Genomic DNA, 15,350 nt, shown 5'->3' on the forward strand with positions numbered 1-15,350 from the left:
TTACTTACCTTCCTTACTACTAATAATTTCACCAGACTTCTTAGCTACTCTTACTTTAGAACCATCTTCTAGAAATTTAAAAGCAACTTTTGTATGGTTACCTGTTTTAGGATCTATGTGAGCAACATTGGATATATGTATGGATAATTCCTTTGACACTATGCCACCTTCACTTGTTTTACTCGCCTTAACATGCTTGCGAACAATATTTATACCCGAAACAATAGCTCTATTTTGCTCAGGCAAAACCTTTAAGACCTTACCCTTTTTTCCCTTATTTTTTCCGGTGATAACAATAACTTCATCACCTTTCTTAATTTTTAGCTTAATCATTACAACACCTCTTCTGCAAGTGACATAATCTTAACGAATTTTTTTGCCCTTAATTCTCTAGTTACAGGACCGAAAACTCTTGTACTTATTGGTTCTCCTTGCTTATTTAAAAGTACTGCTGCATTAGAATCAAATTTAATTGTACTACCATCTGCCCTTCTAACACCCTTTTTTGTTCTAACAATTAGAGCCCTATGTACGTCACCTTTTTTTACTTTTCCGCTTGGTAAAGCTTCTTTTATAGATACCACAATGACATCCCCAAGATTTGCTATCATGTGATGTGAACCACCAAGCACTTTAATACACATAATTTTTTTAGCACCAGAGTTATCCGCAACATCTAAGATGCTCTGCATCTGAATCATAACTTACTTCCACTTGAGAATTTAATAACGCAACACAATAAACAATCTAAACAACAAAGTCAAAGGATAAAACTCACCATTCTGTAACAACTAAACCTATTATTAAAGAGATACCTCTACATCCCCTAACACTACCCAAGACTTAGTTTTAGATATAGGACGACTTTCAACTATACTAACCTTATCACCATCCTTATAAGTATTTTTTGGATCATGAGCAGCATATTTTTTAGAGACTTTTACAATTTTTTTGTATATAGGATGCTTAAACCTACGCTCTACTTTAACTGTAATAGTCTTATCAGTTTTTGAACTTACAACAACGCCCTGTAGCACTCTTCTCGGCATTTCCCTATTCTCCAGTTTTTGATCTTATAGTTAACTCTGTATTAATACGAGCTATTGTTTTTTTTACAAAAGAAAACCTGCTAGTATTTTGTAATTCACCTAATGTTCTCTGGAACCGTAGATTAAAAAACTCTTTTTTAAACAAAATTCTCTTTTTGTGAAGCTCTTCCGTAGTCTGCCCAACCAATTCCTTTGCTGATACCCCTAAATTATTCATAACGCCTCACTATCTTTGTTCTTACAGGCAATTTTGCACTAGCAAGCTCAAGTGCTTTCGTCGCTACATCATCTGTAACCCCTTCCACTTCAAACATAATTCTTCCAGGTGATACTCTCACTGCAAAAAATTCAGTAGAACCTTTTCCTTTACCCATTCTAACTTCCGCAGGCTTCTTTGACACAGGCAAATCAGGAAAAATTTTAATCCATAATCTCCCCTGCCTTTTCATACAACGAACTGCAGCCTTTCTTGCTGCCTCTATTTGTCTTGCGGTAACCCTTAAACCATCTAATGATTTCAAGCCAAAAGAACCGAAAGCTAGCATAGTACCAGCCTTTGCTTTTGAGGAAACTCTCCCCTTATGTGCTTTTCTAAATTTTTGTTTTTTTGGAGCTAACATTATTTTACTTCAAAATTAATTATGTTTCTTTCTACTTTCCACATGATCACCCCTATAGACCCAAACCTTTATACCTATAACTCCATAAGTTGTCATAGCTTCAGCAGTTGCATAGTCAATATCAGCTCTCAAAGTATGTAAAGGTACTCTACCTTCTCTATACCACTCTGTTCTCGCTATTTCAGCTCCAGCTAAACGTCCAGAACAAGCAACCTTTATACCTAACCCTCCTTGCTTAAAGCAGGCTTGGATAGCGGTTTTCATAGCTTTTCTAAAAGACACTCTTTTTTCAAGCTGCATAGCAATCGTTTGAGCAATAATGTTAGAGTCTATATTAGGCTTCTTTACTTCATGTATGTTAATATATATTTCTTCTAAACCCGTAATTTTTTGGACAGATTTTTTTAATTTATCAATGTCGTTACCACTTTTACCTATAATAACTCCAGGCTTTTTAGCAAAAATATTAATTATAACATTCTTATTAGAAGGCCTCTCTATTAATACTCTACTAACTTGTGCTTGCACATAATTCTTATTAACTAGATTTCTAACCTCTAAATCTTGGATAAGAAGAACTTTATAGTGCTTCTTATCAGCATATAACACCGAGTCCCAACCTTTAATTAATGTCGGACCAACTCTAAAGCCATGCGGATTAACTTTTTGCCCCATATCTTATTTCCCCTCAACTTCAGTAACTGTAATATATAAATTACTAAAAAATTTATTAATCCTTGTTGCTCTTCCTTTAGCTCTTGGCATAATTCTTTTCATCACCAACGCCTTACCTACAGTTGCAGAAGTAATAAACAAAGTATCAATATCTAAACCAAAATTATTTTCAGCATTAGCAACAGCAGACTGCAAACATTTTTTTACATCTTGAGCAATTCTTCTAGGGGAAAAGGTAAGCTGAATTAGAGCCTCAGACACTTTCATATTCCTAATAGAAGTTGCAACCAAATTCAATTTCCTCGGACTCACTCTAAGAGACTTAGCAATTGCTGTAGTAGAGCCTTTATTCACCTTCACCATATCTATTTTCTCTTAACTTTTTTATCTGTGCCATGACCATGAAAAGTCCTAGTTGGAGAAAATTCACCTAATTTTTTACCAACCATTTCTTCACTTACAGTAACAGGTATAAATTTATTTCCATTATGTACAGCAAATGTTATTCCAACAAAAAATGGTAAAATTGTTGACCTTCTAGACCAAGTCTGAATCATTTCTGATTTACCAGATTCAATCAATTTTTGTACTTTTTTTATCAAATAACCATCTACAAAAGGTCCTTTCCAAACTGAACGAGCCATAATTACTACCTAATTACTTTCTTCTCTTAATAATAAATTTTGATGTAAGCTTATTCTTACGTGTTTTCTTACCCTTAGTTGGGAAACCCCATGGAGTCACTGGATGACGACCACCAGAAGTTTTTCCCTCTCCCCCCCCATGTGGGTGATCGACTGGATTCATTGCAACACCACGAACATGTGGTCTCCAACCTAGCCATCTATTTCTTCCGGCCTTACCTAAATTGGTATTTTTTTGATCAGGGTTTGAAACAACACCTATGGTAGCTTTACAATCTAACGGTATCAATCTAAATTCTCCAGATCGAAGCTTGATCTGTGCATAACCCGAATCCTTACCTACTAAATTAACAGAAGTACCAGCAGATCTTGCAATTTGACCACCTTTACCAACTTTCATTTCTACATTATGTAAAGTAGTACCAACAGGAATAGATTTCAAAGATAAACAATTTCCTACTTTTATGTCAGCTTCATCACTTGATACTATTCTATCTCCTATAATAAGCTTTTGTGGTGCTAAAATATAAGAATACTCACCATCATCGAATTTAATTAAAGCAATGAAGGAAGTTCTGTTAGGATCATATTCTATTCTTTCAACAGTAGCAAATACATCCTGTTTATTTCTTTTAAAATCAATTATACGATAAAGTCTTTTATGCCCTCCTCCTCTATGCCAAGCAGTGGTTCTACCCAAATTATTTCTACCACCAGTCTTAGATAAACCTTTAGTTAAAGCTTTATGAGGCTTACCCTTCCAAAGATCAGATTTATCAACCTGTACTAATTCTCTAAGGGATGGAGTAACTGGATTAAACGTTTTTAAAGCCATTTATTTAATACCCCCTGTAAAATCAATAGTATAATCTTTTTCTAACGTCACAATTGCTTTCTTTTTATCTGATTGTCTGCCATTAACACCCTTGAATCTTTTTCTCTTACCTTTTACATTCATTATGTTAACTTTTTTAACCTTAACCTGAAAAATCTTTTCAACCGCCATCTTGATAGAAGCTTTCTCAGCACTATCAGCAACATGAAAAGTAAACTTATTTTGTTGCTCAGATAAAATATTGGTCTTCTCAGTGATCACAGGATTCCTAATAAGATCATAATGTTTATAAGACTTCACTTTAACCTCTTTTCTAAAGCATCTACAGCTTCTTGTGATAACAAAACATAATCATGGCGTATTATATCATAAACATTTGCACCAATTTGCGGTACTGAAATAGTATTTGGAATATTTTGTACTGCCAAAGAAAAATTGATATCAACCTCATCACCACTAACAATAAAATAACTTTTACCATGAAAATTATTTAATAATTTTATAAGATTAGAAGTTTTGGATTCATGTAATTTTAAAGAATCTACTATTAGCAGTTTTCCTTCAGCTAATTTTTCTGACAAAGCATGTTTTAAACCAAGTTTTCTAACTTTTTTTGGCAATTTTGTAGCATGACTCCTTGTTACTGGACCATGAGAAACTCCACCACCTCTCATTTGGACAGATCTTAAAGATCCTTGCCTTGCATTACCCGTACCTTTTTGCTTAAAAGGTTTCTTTGTAGTACCAGATACTTGCGACACTGTCTTTGTTTGATGTGTACCAGCCATAGCTTTAGCTCTCTGCCAATCAACAACAAGCTTGATAATATCTTCCCTAACAAAATCTACGGCAAAAACTTCGTTATCTAAATCAATCTCACCAACAGCTTCATTTTCAAGATTTAATAATTTGGCTTTCATATAGTTTATCCTATAGCTGTAATGGTTTTCTTAATAGCATCCTTAATGTAGACATAAGATCCTTTTGAACCGGGAATATTTCCACTAACTATGATTATGCTTTTTTCCATATCAGTATCGACTACTTTCAAATTTTGAATAGTAACTCTTGTACTTCCCATATGACCAGCCATTTTCTTATTCTTAAATACTTTACCAGGATCTTGCCTACCACCAGTAGAACCATGCGAACGGTGAGACACAGATACACCATGTGAAGCCTCAAGTCCTCTAAAATTATGCCTTTTCATACTACCAGCAAAACCTTTACCAATAGTAGTACCTACAACATCTATAAACTGACCAATAACAAAATGATCCACATATAATGTAGCACCTACATCAAGGAAACAAGTTTCAGAAATTCTAAATTCCTTCAATTTTTCCTTTGGCGTAACTTGAGCATTAGCAAATACCTGCTTCATTGGTTTTGTTACTTTAGATAATTTTTTATCTTTTACCCCAATAACCAAAGCATTATAGCCATCCCTTTCTAGGGTCTTTTGTCCCACTACTTGGCAATCTTCAACTTGTAGAAAAGTAACAGTAGCTCTCTCACCCTTTTCATTAAAAATTGAACTCATACCAATTTTTTTAGCAATTAAACCGGTTCTCATTACTCAACACTCTCTAACTTAATCTCAACATCAACACCAGCAGGCAAATCAACTTTTTTTAAAGCATCAACAGTCTGAGGAGTTGGATAACTTATTATCAAAAGTCTTTTCTGAATTCTAATCTCAAATTGCTCCCTTGATTTTTTATTGACATGCGGAGACCTATTAACGGTAAATCTCTCAATTGTCCTTGGCAACGGAATTGGACCAATTATATCAGCACCGGTTCTTTTAACAGCCCCTACTATTTCTCTAGTACCTTGCTCAAGCGAGCGGTGATCAAACGACTTTAAACGAATTTTGATTTTTTGATTATTTTTCATTAACTAAACCTTTTTATAAACAGCTAGACCAGTCAAAGCACATTCTTTAATAGATTTACTCTAATTAAACATATTTTGCCTAACCCTAAAAAAATAGTCATCCTGAAATTTTTCAGGATGACTATTTCTTATTATTTTATAATCTTTGATACTACACCGGCTCCTACTGTCCTACCACCTTCACGTATAGCAAAACGTACGCCCTCTTCCATAGCTATTGGAGCGATCAATGCAATTTTCAGATTCGCATTATCACCAGGCATCACCATTGTTTTACCATCTTTCAAAGTGATTTCTCCAGTTACATCAGTCGTTCTAAAATAAAACTGTGGTCGATATTTATCTGTAAATGCTGTATGACGACCACCTTCTTTTGTGGTAAGTACATAAACTTCAGCTTCAAACTCAGTATGCGGAGTTATACTTCCAGGCTTAGCTAACACTTGACCTCTACATACATCTTCTCTTTTAGTTCCACGCAGTAATATACCAACATTATCACCGGCTTCACCTTGATCTAATAGCTTCTTAAACATTTCCACACCAGTACAAGTAGTTTTTTGAGTATCTCTTATACCGACAATCTCTACCTCTTCACCAACTTTTACTATACCTTTTTCGATTCTACCAGTAACAACCGTACCTCTTCCAGAAATAGAAAATACATCTTCTATTGACATTAAGAAAGGTTTATCTGTATCTCTCTCAGGTTGAGGTATATATTCATCAATAGCATTGATCAACTCTTTAATCGCAGCTTCACCTTCAGGTTTTCCTTCTAGAGCCTGTAAAGCTGAACCTCTGATAACTGGTATATCATCTCCAGGAAAATCATACATTGATAAAAGTTCTCTGACTTCCATTTCTACTAAGTCAAGCAATTCTGGATCATCAACCATATCAACTTTATTCAAAAATACAACTATTGCAGGTACGCCAACTTGTTTAGCAAGCAATATATGTTCCCTTGTTTGAGGCATTGGACCATCAGCAGCAGATACTACCAATATAGCAGCATCCATTTGAGCTGCACCACTTATCATATTCTTTATATAATCTGCGTGACCAGGACAATCAATGTGAGCATAATGCCTTTTTTTAGTTCTATATTCAACGTGAGCAGTAGCAATAGTTATACCCCTTTCCCTCTCTTCAGGAGCTTTATCAATGTCATCATAATTAGTAGCCTGTGCTCCACCTTCTTTTGATAACACTAAAGTTATTGCAGCTGTTAAAGAAGTCTTACCATGATCTACGTGTCCTATAGTACCTATATTACAATGGGGTAGATCCCTTTCAAATTTTACCTTTGCCATAATTCATTCTCCACAATTTAAGATTTAATACAATTTAACATAAAAATACAAATTTATCCAATTTCCAATTATCACCAATACTCTTGGAGCGGGTGATGGGAATCGAACCCACGTGGCCAGCTTGGAAGGCTGGAGCTCTACCATTGAGCTACACCCGCGTATCTACCTAACCAACTTGTGGTGGAGGAAGAAGGATTCGAACCTTCGTACGCTCACGCGGGCAGATTTACAGTCTGCTGCCATTGACCACTCGGCCATTCCTCCAAAGAATTTACGCAAGTATTAAATGGTCTAATTAAACGTAAAGCATATATATAACTTAGTATAAGTACCAACAAATCTTCTTTGCTCTTTTCCAAGGACATTTGAACTTCGGGCTACAAGCCTTTATAAATAAGGATATAACCCTTAAACAACATCAGTATCATTCCTGCGTAATCGCATGGGTGTTAACTTAAGAAGCCTCTATATCCTTCCCGCGGCAGAAATCCAAAAAACAGCCTAAAGGCTGTTAGGTATCATGGACTTGCCTACACGGGAAGGACATCTTTTTTGTTATAAAGCTGAAACTCAAATGACCCCGGCTCTTTTCTCTTGAACTATCCTAAATAAGCTAATATTAAACTTACATTACTTCAGAACGTTTATCAGTTGTAACTTTCTATAATAAATAGTAGTTTGTGTCAAGAATAAATTACTCTAGGTTCTAATAAGATGAGAAATAAAGCTAAAATTTCTAAAGATTTGCACTATATATACGGCAAACATCCAGTATTTGCAGCATTAAGCAACCCAAAACGTTATATTCAAAATGTTTTATGTACAGAAGATATTTTCAATTTGCACAAAAATTTAATCTCTAACCACCCGTATGAGATTACCAACATAGATTACTTAACCCGTCTTTTTGGTTCAAATCATAATCATCAGGGAATAGCCGCTAACGTTAAAAGTATCTTCTCTAATCGTATTGAAGATATTGACATAACTATTCCTAATTGTAAAGTTGCTATTTTGGATCAAATAACCGATCCACAAAATATTGGTGCTATTATTCGTAGTGCAGCTTCTTTTGACATCACGACCATAATATTACCTCTAGATAATGCACCTGATGAAAATGCTACCATAGCAAAAACAGCTTCTGGAGCTTTAGAGCTAGTACAAATGGTTAAAGTCACTAATTTAAGGTGGTCAATAGAATATCTAAAAAAACATGGGTTTTGGATTATTGGTCTTGATGGCAATGCAAAACAATCTTTAAGTACAAAAATATTTTCAGATAAAATGGCAATAGTACTTGGTTCTGAAGATAAAGGAATCAGACGTCTAGTTAAAGAAGCATGTGATCACTTAGTTAAAATACCCATTTCAAGTAAAGTAGAAAGCTTAAATGTCTCAAATGCTGCTGCAATAGCGTTTTATTTGATTTCATTAGAGGCAAAATAAATAAAGCTTAATTATATAACATGAATTTTTAGCAAAATTATACTAGAAAATTAAGTAATTTTGTATATAATGACCAACCATAATCCGTTTTAAACGGATTAGAAATTTAATGATGAGTAGGAATTATATGCCAAATTTAGAATATGACAATAACAAAATATTAAAATTATTAGAAAAAGCTAAAAACAGCATAGGAACTAGCACCTTAACTATTGACAACAATATATTGAGAGCCATTGGTTTTGAAGGAATCCAGTATATTTTACAAAATAAAGTGCAATTTTCAGGAATGCTTGATAATGTTGATTCTATTAAGATTGACTATCTTAATAAAGATGATTTTGATGACTTTAAAGAGTTTATTTTATCAACCCCTCCGCTACAATATATACAACTAGATTGCCATAATTGCTATGATAATCACATTACATCTTTAAGCATAACATCTGGAGTAGAAATTAAATTTAGTGCAAACGATACTTTAATTAAAAATTTTTATAGCCAAGTTAAGGACTGTGATGCTAATAATCTAAGCAATGATGACTTAGTTAAGTTTGTAAAGAATGCTTGTAATACCTATAATGAAGCAAAATCTACAAATGACAAATCAATGCAGTATCTTCATGCTTTAAAAATACTCATGAATTTTGATTTTACTGCAATTGATCAACGACATTCTAATCTTAAAGATAAATTAAAATCTATATATGAATCACAAGAGGTAAAATCAGAAATTTACCATTTACAACAAGAAGATCTTCATTTCTATATGGTGAAAGTTACAGAAAAAAATTGTGATATGTGGAACGAATATGCTGTGAATCAGAGGCAAAATAGCAAAAACTATTATACTACACATACAGGTATACAAAAGGCAGACATTGGTATTACAGGATTTTTGCCTAGTTTACGTTATCATGACCAGGATCTTACAGAAACATATGTTGCTTTTGTTGCAAATAAAATTTGGCAAGATCACAATAAAATTGACCAAGAATCAATTGAAATGTTTGTGAGTATGATGACATCTAAAAATGCTCATTTTACTGGATATGTAGGGATTGCAAGAGCCGCTTCTTATAAAGGGGAATTTCATAAAAATCTATCAACAAATTTGCATAGTTTTATTGCTAAAGCTACATTGGAGCATCATCCAAATAAAGAGTATATGATAATTGTTCCAGCCTCACATATGAGAGCAATATTAATTAAATCATTTGAAGATAATGGCAAGAATAGTAAGATTTTTATAGGAGATAATAATACACAATATAGCGAAGAGCCTTTAGAATCATTGATAAACACCCATGAAGCAATGGTTATTGCTGGATATAATAAAAGTAATCGTATGAGCCTTGAGTACAATCTACATTTACTATCAATTCATTTACTAAAGCAACAAGCATTATTGGAACAAGAAAACACCAAGATGCCTTTAGAAGTTAAAGAAGGTAATGGTTATAAAAAATATGAGTCATTTAAACTTTCAGCACAAAATGGTATTATATTAAATGACTTAACTGCCAAGGATATGGAAGGGGAATACGCATGGTTTTTTAAAAGCCCATACCTTTTTCACAACTCTTCTACCCAAGAACCAACAATAACATGCGACCTCAAAACTCTCGCAGATTTTTTACCGGCATCTACAGAGCTGGAATATCAATCATCTGTAGAACTTATTGGTGATACAGCATGTTGATTACCCTGTATACTCGATAATCAAGTTTTTTAGAATTATTAAAAAATATGTCTATTAGCAAGAAGCCGCGAAAAAGCGGCGACGCGGCAATCTAGGATACGCCTAGAAAAAACAGCTTCGCTGTTTACCTGGATCGCCACGGCATCTAAAGAGCCTTGCTATGACGATTATAGAAAAATGTAAGGTACTATGCATCCCAGCCTTCGCTGTCACCATAACTGTTGAAATTCATCAAGTATATATATTGGGAAATATTTATTTTGCTAGGCTTGGTGAATACAAAAGAATACTTAAAGAAAAAGCTGTTTTTAAAATTTGATAAACAATCAGTTAAAGGTAGTGACAGCGAAAGCCGGACTTGAGCAAATATTACAAAAGTAATAACATGCTATAATTAAGTCTTTAAAGGAGGTAATCCAGCCGCAGGTTCCCCTACGGCTACCTTGTTACGACTTCACCCCAGTCGCTAATTTTACCGTGGTTGGCTGCCTCTTACGTTAGCTCACCACCTTCAGGTAAAACCAACTCCCATGGCGTGACGGGCAGTGTGTACAAGGCCCGAGAACGTATTCACCGCGGCATGCTGATCCGCGATTACTAGCGATTCCAACTTCATGCTCTCGAGTTGCAGAGAGCAATCCGAACTGAGATATCTTTTAGGGATTTGCTCCACGTCACCGTCTTGCTTCCCTCTGTAGATACCATTGTAGCACGCGTGTAGCCCAACCCGTAAGAGCCATGATGACTTGACATCGTCCCCACCTTCCTCCGGCTTATCACCGGCAGTTTCCTTATAGTTCCCGGCATTACCCGCTGGCAAATAAGAATGAGGGTTGCGCTCGTTGCGGGACTTAACCCAACATCTCACGACACGAGCTGACGACAGCCATGCAACACCTGTGTGTGATCCAGCCGAACTGAAGGGATACATCTCTGCTTCCCGCGACCACCATGTCAAGGGTTGGTAAGGTTTTTCGCGTAACATCGAATTAAACCGCATGCTCCACCGCTTGTGCGAGCCCCCGTCAATTCCTTTGAGTTTTAATCTTGCGACCGTACTCCCCAGGCGGAGTGCTTAATGCGTTAGCTACGAAACCGAAAGAAATTCTCCCGATATCTAGCACTCATCGTTTACGGCGTGGACTACCAGGGTATCTAATCCTGTTTGCTCCCCACGCTTTCGTGCATCAGCGTCAGTTGTAGCCTAGATGACCGCCTTCGCCACCGGTGTTCCTCCTAATATCTAAGAATTTCACCTCTACACTAGGAATTCCATCATCCCCTACTACACTCTAGATTAGTAGTTTTGAAAGCAGTTCCGAGGTTAAGCCTCGGGCTTTCACTTCCAACTTACTAAACCGCCTACGCACTCTTTACGCCCAGTAATTCCGAACAACGCTAGCCCCCTCCGTCTTACCGCGGCTGCTGGCACGGAGTTAGCCGGGGCTTTCTTGGTCAGGTACCGTCATTATCTTCCCTGCTGAAAAGGGCTTTACAACCCTAAGGCCTTCGTCACCCACTCGGTATTGCTGGATCAGGCTTTCGCCCATTGTCCAATATTCCCCACTGCTGCCTCCCGTAGGAGTCTGGGCCGTGTCTCAGTCCCAGTGTGGCTGATCATCCTCTCAGACCAGCTACAGATCGTTGGCTTGGTAGGCCATTACCCTACCAACTACCTAATCTGACGCGGGCTCATCCATCAGCGATAAATCTTTCCTCCGAAGAGAATATACGGTATTAGCATTTATTTCTAAGTGTTATTCCGTACTGATGGGTAGATTCCCACGTGTTACTCACCCGTTTGCTACTAACTAATTCAGAGCAAGCCCTAAATTAATCCGTTCAACTTGCATGTGTTAAGCATACCGAAAGCGTTCGTTCTGAGCCAGGATCAAACTCTCAAGTTTGATTCTGTCTACTTTTTATTCAAAAAATTGACAGGTTTAATTTATCACTTTTAGTGATAAGTACATTTTGCTGTCACTACCTATATCTGATTATTTACTTTTAAAAACAGCTACGAACAATTAATGTTCGTCTTTTCGTAGGAGTAGTTATATGCAAAATCTACCATCCTGTCAACTGGTATTTTGAACTTTTTTTATAATTTCCTTATTCATTTTATCTACGACCCATGGCATACTCTACTAACAAATTTTTAATAGGCTGCATATTATCAATAGTTTTAAGCCCCAAACGTCTTAGATACCACAAGGGTTTTGAATGGTTTGAGAAAATACTATTTAAGCTTTCAGTAATCATATACATATGAAAATTATCATTCTGTCTTAATTTTTGATATCGTTCTAGCATTCCTGTACTTATACCACTACTAGCCACTAACCCCGTTAAAGTTTCAATATCCTTTATTCCTTGATTCAAAGCCTGACCAGCTAGAGGATGAATTGTATGAGCACTATCTGCCACAACTGCTATTTTATTATAAAAATATTTACTAGCTATACGAGCCTTTAAAGGAAAAGAGCTAATAGTACTATCTAAAGCAATAGACCCTAAAGAATTCCCACAATTTTTACTTACTAAATACTCAAATTCTTCCTTTGGTAAGCTCATCAATAATGCAGCCTGCTCTTGCCCTGTAGTCCATATTATGGATGAAGCCTTTTGATCCTTGAGAGGTAAAATAGCAAAAGGACCAGATGGCATAAAATGTTCAATAGCACAATTTTCGTGATCTTTCTCATGCTTAATATCAAATGTCAAGGCGATTTGGTTATAGGTTCTCTCTATTTTATTAAAAAAATAATATTGACGAACTTTAGAATTACGTCCATCACAAACAATCAATAAGTCACTATTCATAGTCTTATTGTCATCTAGATATATGGTTGAATGATCAGGTTTACTATCAACTTTTTTATAATCACACTGATCAATTACCTTAATCAAAGGGTTTTTTCTAACATTTGCTAGTAATATTTTCTTAAATTCACTGTTTTTTACTATATAACCTAGTGCATCATTCCCCTTAATATTTGACATACATAACATCTCTGGTGCTTTATTATCAACAACATAGACGTCCAACATTTTGCTAGCTATCTTCTCAATCTCAAACCATACATTAAGGTCTCTTAGAAACTGCACAGAAGCAGGGGTTAAAGCGGTCGTTCTAATATCAGTACAAAAATTATCAGAATTTATCGATTGATACTCAAGGATGGTAGTCTTGATATCCTCTTTCGCAAACGATAATGCCGTAAGCATACCACTGAAACCACAACCCAATATTACTATTTCTTTTTCCATCACATCACATTATTAGATTGATTGATAAAATACTTTAAATATGCTCCACTTGCTATAAAACTTAAGAGAAAATAAATTATAGCAATGTCTAGATAACAATTATTCATTTTAAATGAACCAAGAAAACAAATGAATAAGGTTATTATACTAGTTAAACTATTTAGCACTAAGAGTTTGACAAAAATATTTACATTTTTAATTAATAAATAGATCATTAAACCAATGAACAAAATATTGATAACTAAATAAAAATTTATCATGATACAAAATTAATTTAAACTGATTAGTTGATTATTTATCCATTCTAACATAAAATCCCGGTATCGTTAAACCCCAATTCGTGATAAGAATTAACTAATTCTTATCACGAATTGGCTTTAATATAAGGAAAAATGCATTCTTAAAGCGGCTAACGCGAATGCATTTTAAACCTTTCTAAAGCTAAAAACATGATTTTAAAAGATTAAAATCATGTTTTTAGCAAAATATTAATTTAACAATCAGATGCAGAGCCGTCTCAAATCTGATTGTTGCGATAATTTCACCGAATTTGGGATAAGAATTGACTAATTCTTATCCCAAATTCGCGTATTAGTTGTTACCCTCTTGAACGATCCTTATAAAAACAAAGAGCTATTAGGCTTGAAATAGCACAAGCAATTACATAATAAATAGATGAAGTAATAGTACCAGTTTTTTGTACAAGATATTCTAGTATTAAAGGTGTTGTACCACCAAAAATACTGGTTGCTGTATTATAAGACAATGATAAAGCAGTATTTCTGATATTGGTTGGATAAAATTCAGCTTGCAGTGCAGGTTCAGGACCAATATAACAAGCAGCTAAAATTGATAATACGATTTGAGATATAATTATAAAACAAAATTCTCCAGTTTCAATTACATTCATCAAAAAAGGGATAACTAAAATAATTACCAGTAAATTAATCACAAAAATTTTCTTTCGACCAATTACATCAGATAAATAGCCAGAACATAAAGTAACAATAGCCATGATTATATAACAATAATTAGCTAAATTGCTAACTTGGTCATCGGTAAAACCACGATTTATCCTCAAAAATGACATTAGATAAGTAGCTTGTAGATAGAATATTACTGAACCTGTAGAATTGATGAAGATTGATATTAACATATCAATCCAATATACAGAGATAACTTCTTTCAGAGGAGATTTTAAAATCCCACCATCTTCTTTTATACTTTGAAAACTAGGGGTTTCACTGGTATATTTTTTTATATAAAGTCCAGCAAATAAAATAAAAATTCCTAATAAAAATGGTATTCTCCACCCCCAATCATTAAATTGTTGTGCTGATAAAAGGCTTTGTATAAGCTGTGAAATGACTGATCCAAATAATATGCCAATACAAATACTGGACATTGGTATACTACCAGTAAAGCCACGATGCACCTTACCTGTATGTTCAATAGCAAATGCAATTGAGCCAGTAAGTACTCCGCCCATTGATAAACCTTGCAGCATCCGAAGTAGAATCATTAATATAGTAGCGGTAACACCTATATTGTCATAAGTTGGTAATATGCCAATTAGTGCCGTTGGCAGAGACATACAAAATATAGATGTACTTAGAGCAGTCTTTCTACCAAAACGATCTCCCAGTACCCCAAAAAATACCCCACCTATTGGTCTCATTAAATAACCGATAGCAAATACCAAAAAAGCGTGCAATAAAGACGAGCTAGAACTTGATCCAAGAAAGAACTTTGCCCCTATTATAGGAGCAAAGTAACCAAATAGTGCATAATCATACCACTCAAATGCATTTGCTACACCGCTTGCAAAAACCAACTTACGTTTATTCATATTTTTTATTATTTTTTGGCTATCAAGGGTTAGAACGCTTAT

General features: G+C 34.9%; 20 protein-coding genes, 2 tRNA genes and 1 rRNA gene. 3 read left to right on the top strand and 20 right to left on the bottom strand.

All coding sequences use genetic code 11. The features are described from left to right. The 16 genes from rplX to ACQH1W_RS05595 all read right to left on the bottom strand — a co-directional run bounded on the left by rplX (nt 1) and on the right by ACQH1W_RS05595 (nt 7,302). Nucleotides 1-333, bottom strand: a complete 333-nt coding sequence (gene rplX / locus ACQH1W_RS05520) for a 50S ribosomal protein L24 (RefSeq protein ID WP_341754669.1) — start codon at nt 331-333, stop codon at nt 1-3. Beyond that, nucleotides 333-701, bottom strand: coding sequence for a 50S ribosomal protein L14 (gene rplN / locus ACQH1W_RS05525; protein WP_425360984.1), 369 nt, complete (start codon nt 699-701; stop codon nt 333-335). Before rplN ends, rplX begins: the two co-directional genes overlap by 1 nt. A 102-nt stretch (nt 702-803) precedes the next feature. Continuing rightward, nucleotides 804-1,049, bottom strand: coding sequence for a 30S ribosomal protein S17 (gene rpsQ, locus ACQH1W_RS05530; RefSeq protein WP_375332792.1), 246 nt, complete (start codon nt 1,047-1,049; stop codon nt 804-806). A gap of 4 nt (nt 1,050-1,053) precedes the next feature. Beyond that, complete coding sequence (rpmC, locus tag ACQH1W_RS05535) at nt 1,054-1,266, bottom strand: 50S ribosomal protein L29 (RefSeq protein WP_341761531.1); 213 nt, start codon at nt 1,264-1,266, stop codon at nt 1,054-1,056. Beyond that, entirely contained in the window at nt 1,259-1,669 is a 411-nt protein-coding gene (gene rplP, locus ACQH1W_RS05540) for a 50S ribosomal protein L16 (protein WP_341761532.1), read from the bottom strand. The genes rpmC and rplP overlap by 8 nt, the downstream gene beginning before the upstream one ends. Nucleotides 1,670-1,684: 15 nt before the next feature. Further along, complete coding sequence (gene rpsC / locus ACQH1W_RS05545; protein WP_341762587.1) at nt 1,685-2,344, bottom strand: 30S ribosomal protein S3; 660 nt, start codon at nt 2,342-2,344, stop codon at nt 1,685-1,687. A 3-nt stretch (nt 2,345-2,347) separates the two neighbouring features. Next, entirely contained in the window at nt 2,348-2,707 is a 360-nt protein-coding gene (rplV, locus tag ACQH1W_RS05550; RefSeq protein WP_341748177.1) for a 50S ribosomal protein L22, read from the bottom strand. Between the two features lie 2 nt (nt 2,708-2,709). Continuing rightward, entirely contained in the window at nt 2,710-2,988 is a 279-nt protein-coding gene (rpsS, locus tag ACQH1W_RS05555; protein WP_341748176.1) for a 30S ribosomal protein S19, read from the bottom strand. A 13-nt stretch (nt 2,989-3,001) separates the two neighbouring features. After that, entirely contained in the window at nt 3,002-3,823 is an 822-nt protein-coding gene (gene rplB / locus ACQH1W_RS05560) for a 50S ribosomal protein L2 (protein WP_341762588.1), read from the bottom strand. Beyond that, the gene (rplW, locus tag ACQH1W_RS05565) at nt 3,824-4,123 is read right to left on the bottom strand and encodes a 50S ribosomal protein L23 (protein WP_341762589.1); all 300 of its coding nucleotides are present in this window, start codon (nt 4,121-4,123) and stop codon (nt 3,824-3,826) included. Continuing rightward, nucleotides 4,120-4,743, bottom strand: a complete 624-nt coding sequence (gene rplD / locus ACQH1W_RS05570; protein ID WP_341748173.1) for a 50S ribosomal protein L4 — start codon at nt 4,741-4,743, stop codon at nt 4,120-4,122. The genes rplW and rplD overlap by 4 nt, the downstream gene beginning before the upstream one ends. 5 nt (nt 4,744-4,748) lie before the next feature. Beyond that, nucleotides 4,749-5,399: a 50S ribosomal protein L3 gene (gene rplC / locus ACQH1W_RS05575; RefSeq protein ID WP_341762590.1), complete on the bottom strand. Its 651-nt coding sequence runs from the start codon at nt 5,397-5,399 to the stop codon at nt 4,749-4,751. Beyond that, nucleotides 5,399-5,722 carry a 30S ribosomal protein S10 gene (gene rpsJ / locus ACQH1W_RS05580; protein ID WP_341748171.1) on the bottom strand — a complete coding sequence of 108 codons (324 nt, stop codon included), beginning with the start codon at nt 5,720-5,722 and terminating at the stop codon, nt 5,399-5,401. Before rpsJ ends, rplC begins: the two co-directional genes overlap by 1 nt. 131 nt (nt 5,723-5,853) lie before the next feature. After that, on the bottom strand, nt 5,854-7,038 hold the full coding sequence (tuf, locus tag ACQH1W_RS05585; protein WP_425360985.1) for an elongation factor Tu: 1,185 nt from the start codon (nt 7,036-7,038) through the stop codon (nt 5,854-5,856). 84 nt (nt 7,039-7,122) lie between these two features. Then, a tRNA-Gly gene (locus tag ACQH1W_RS05590) sits at nt 7,123-7,196 on the bottom strand. Nucleotides 7,197-7,216: 20 nt separating this feature from the next. Beyond that, nucleotides 7,217-7,302: transfer RNA gene (locus ACQH1W_RS05595), tRNA-Tyr, on the bottom strand. 450 nt (nt 7,303-7,752) lie between these two features. Between ACQH1W_RS05595 and rlmB the strand changes: the two genes are divergently transcribed. From rlmB to ACQH1W_RS05610, 3 genes are all read left to right on the top strand, one after another. Continuing rightward, on the top strand, nt 7,753-8,487 hold the full coding sequence (gene rlmB / locus ACQH1W_RS05600) for a 23S rRNA (guanosine(2251)-2'-O)-methyltransferase RlmB (RefSeq protein ID WP_341762591.1): 735 nt from the start codon (nt 7,753-7,755) through the stop codon (nt 8,485-8,487). 127 nt (nt 8,488-8,614) lie between these two features. Then, nucleotides 8,615-10,189, top strand: a complete 1,575-nt coding sequence (locus ACQH1W_RS05605) for a hypothetical protein (protein ID WP_425360986.1) — start codon at nt 8,615-8,617, stop codon at nt 10,187-10,189. Nucleotides 10,190-10,349: 160 nt separating this feature from the next. Next, nucleotides 10,350-10,508: a hypothetical protein gene (locus tag ACQH1W_RS05610; protein WP_375332790.1), complete on the top strand. Its 159-nt coding sequence runs from the start codon at nt 10,350-10,352 to the stop codon at nt 10,506-10,508. An 85-nt stretch (nt 10,509-10,593) separates the two neighbouring features. Here the strand turns inward: ACQH1W_RS05610 and ACQH1W_RS05615 are convergent. The 4 genes from ACQH1W_RS05615 to ACQH1W_RS05630 all read right to left on the bottom strand — a co-directional run bounded on the left by ACQH1W_RS05615 (nt 10,594) and on the right by ACQH1W_RS05630 (nt 15,308). Then, nucleotides 10,594-12,096: ribosomal RNA gene (locus tag ACQH1W_RS05615) — 16S ribosomal RNA — on the bottom strand. Nucleotides 12,097-12,310: 214 nt separating this feature from the next. After that, the gene (locus ACQH1W_RS05620; protein ID WP_375332789.1) at nt 12,311-13,459 is read right to left on the bottom strand and encodes an FAD-dependent monooxygenase; all 1,149 of its coding nucleotides are present in this window, start codon (nt 13,457-13,459) and stop codon (nt 12,311-12,313) included. Further along, nucleotides 13,459-13,719: a monovalent cation/H+ antiporter complex subunit F gene (locus ACQH1W_RS05625; RefSeq protein ID WP_341762595.1), complete on the bottom strand. Its 261-nt coding sequence runs from the start codon at nt 13,717-13,719 to the stop codon at nt 13,459-13,461. The genes ACQH1W_RS05620 and ACQH1W_RS05625 overlap by 1 nt, the downstream gene beginning before the upstream one ends. A gap of 338 nt (nt 13,720-14,057) precedes the next feature. After that, nucleotides 14,058-15,308, bottom strand: coding sequence for an MFS transporter (locus ACQH1W_RS05630; RefSeq protein WP_425360987.1), 1,251 nt, complete (start codon nt 15,306-15,308; stop codon nt 14,058-14,060). Nucleotides 15,309-15,350 lie beyond the last annotated feature (42 nt).

The organism is Candidatus Tisiphia endosymbiont of Stenodema calcarata (assembly GCF_964030695.1).
Classification (GTDB): Bacteria; Pseudomonadota; Alphaproteobacteria; order Rickettsiales; family Rickettsiaceae; genus Tisiphia.

Excerpts from the sequence above, each read along its gene's own strand:
- rplP (WP_341761532.1), bottom strand. The coding sequence starts at position 1,669 with ATGTTAGCTCCAAAAAAACAAAAATTTAGAAAAGCACATAAGGGGAGA.
- rpsQ (WP_375332792.1), bottom strand. The coding sequence starts at position 1,049 with ATGCCGAGAAGAGTGCTACAGGGCGTTGTTGTAAGTTCAAAAACTGAT.
- ACQH1W_RS05605 (WP_425360986.1), top strand. The coding sequence starts at position 8,615 with ATGCCAAATTTAGAATATGACAATAACAAAATATTAAAATTATTAGAA.
- rpsS (WP_341748176.1), bottom strand. The coding sequence starts at position 2,988 with ATGGCTCGTTCAGTTTGGAAAGGACCTTTTGTAGATGGTTATTTGATA.
- rpsC (WP_341762587.1), bottom strand. The coding sequence starts at position 2,344 with ATGGGGCAAAAAGTTAATCCGCATGGCTTTAGAGTTGGTCCGACATTA.
- rplD (WP_341748173.1), bottom strand. The coding sequence starts at position 4,743 with ATGAAAGCCAAATTATTAAATCTTGAAAATGAAGCTGTTGGTGAGATT.
- ACQH1W_RS05630 (WP_425360987.1), bottom strand. The coding sequence starts at position 15,308 with ATGAATAAACGTAAGTTGGTTTTTGCAAGCGGTGTAGCAAATGCATTT.
- ACQH1W_RS05610 (WP_375332790.1), top strand. The coding sequence starts at position 10,350 with ATGACGATTATAGAAAAATGTAAGGTACTATGCATCCCAGCCTTCGCT.
- ACQH1W_RS05625 (WP_341762595.1), bottom strand. The coding sequence starts at position 13,719 with ATGATAAATTTTTATTTAGTTATCAATATTTTGTTCATTGGTTTAATG.
- rpsJ (WP_341748171.1), bottom strand. The coding sequence starts at position 5,722 with ATGAAAAATAATCAAAAAATCAAAATTCGTTTAAAGTCGTTTGATCAC.
- rlmB (WP_341762591.1), top strand. The coding sequence starts at position 7,753 with ATGAGAAATAAAGCTAAAATTTCTAAAGATTTGCACTATATATACGGC.
- tuf (WP_425360985.1), bottom strand. The coding sequence starts at position 7,038 with ATGGCAAAGGTAAAATTTGAAAGGGATCTACCCCATTGTAATATAGGT.
- rplX (WP_341754669.1), bottom strand. The coding sequence starts at position 333 with ATGATTAAGCTAAAAATTAAGAAAGGTGATGAAGTTATTGTTATCACC.
- ACQH1W_RS05620 (WP_375332789.1), bottom strand. The coding sequence starts at position 13,459 with ATGGAAAAAGAAATAGTAATATTGGGTTGTGGTTTCAGTGGTATGCTT.
- rplV (WP_341748177.1), bottom strand. The coding sequence starts at position 2,707 with ATGGTGAAGGTGAATAAAGGCTCTACTACAGCAATTGCTAAGTCTCTT.
- rpmC (WP_341761531.1), bottom strand. The coding sequence starts at position 1,266 with ATGAATAATTTAGGGGTATCAGCAAAGGAATTGGTTGGGCAGACTACG.
- rplC (WP_341762590.1), bottom strand. The coding sequence starts at position 5,399 with ATGAGAACCGGTTTAATTGCTAAAAAAATTGGTATGAGTTCAATTTTT.
- rplN (WP_425360984.1), bottom strand. The coding sequence starts at position 701 with ATGATTCAGATGCAGAGCATCTTAGATGTTGCGGATAACTCTGGTGCT.
- rplB (WP_341762588.1), bottom strand. The coding sequence starts at position 3,823 with ATGGCTTTAAAAACGTTTAATCCAGTTACTCCATCCCTTAGAGAATTA.